The organism is Chromobacterium alticapitis (genome assembly GCF_002924365.1).
Taxonomy (GTDB): Bacteria; Pseudomonadota; Gammaproteobacteria; order Burkholderiales; family Chromobacteriaceae; genus Chromobacterium; species Chromobacterium alticapitis.
On sequence record NZ_PQWB01000038.1, the window covers coordinates 1 to 1095 of the forward strand.

1 protein-coding gene and 1 pseudogene are annotated in these 1095 nt (G+C 57.7%); both read right to left on the minus strand.

Annotation, left to right across the window (positions count from 1 at the left end; all coding sequences use genetic code 11):
- Window positions 1–212 (minus strand): annotated as a pseudogene (locus C2I19_RS10520) (DDE-type integrase/transposase/recombinase); the annotation flags it as partial.
- Window positions 213–283: 71 nt separating this feature from the next.
- On the minus strand, window positions 284–1095 hold an 812-nt coding region (locus tag C2I19_RS10525), incomplete at its 5' end, for a reverse transcriptase domain-containing protein (RefSeq protein WP_255410698.1).

Genomic DNA, 1095 nt, shown 5'->3' on the forward strand with positions numbered 1-1095 from the left:
ATCGAGACGTATTGCGAGCCGCGATCGCTGTGGTGGATCAAAGCGTCGCGACTCGGCTGCCGCGCCCACAGCGCTTGCTCCAGCGCGTCGAGCACAAACTCGGTGTGCATGCTGCGACTGACGCGCCAGCCAACGATAAAGCGGGCGAAGACGTCGACGACGAAAGCGACGTAGACGAAACCCTGCCAGGTCGACACATAGGGGTGAGTAGACCGGGGGAATTTCACCCCCAGCCCCTCTCAGAACCGGACATGAACCTCTCGACTCATCCGGCTCCCATCATTCAGCCACGTGGCCGATATCCAAGCTCCCAGTGCACAAATGCGTGAGGGAAAGCTGTCGCCAGTTGACCAAGTGCTCGCCATGCCCGGGTTTTATGTCGGGCCAGATGCTTGTACTTGCGGCGCAACCACCGAACCAGATAGCCATTCAGGTGCCGCCAAACCGCTTTCATGGCTGAGCCATAGAATCGGCCATAGTAGCCCTGCCAGCCACGGAGCACAGCGTTGATCCGCTTAGAAAGGTCGGTCAGATTACTGTCGCACATCAGTTGTAGATGCCACCCTCTAATCGTCTGCCGCATTGCCCGCAGGGCATCACGACTGACCGCCGGCGTGAAGTTCACGTAGACCCGGTTATGCTTGTCGACCGATTTTCGCGGCCGAAACGTATACCCAAGGAAGGTGAATTGCACACACGAGTGCTCTCCGTGTCGATTGATGTCCTGGCAATACACGATATGGGTTTTGTCAGGATGGATTTCGAGTCCGCATTGCAGGAACCGCTCGCTGATTCTATTCAGCGCATATTGCGCTTGCCGCTGGCTCTTGCAGTGCACCACGCCATCATCCGCGTATCGGCAAAACCGCACGCTTGGTAAGTGCTTGCTGACCCAGACGTCAAACGCATAGTGCAGAAACAGGTTGGCAAGCAATGGACTCACGACCCCGCCTTGCGGCGTACCGCATGTCCTTTCCGTGATGGTGCCGTCGGCCATCTGCATTGGCGCTTTCAGCCAGCGCTCGACGTACAGCAGCACCCACGGTTCCTGGCAATGCTTCCTGAGCGCCTTCAGCAATAACTGGTGATCGATGT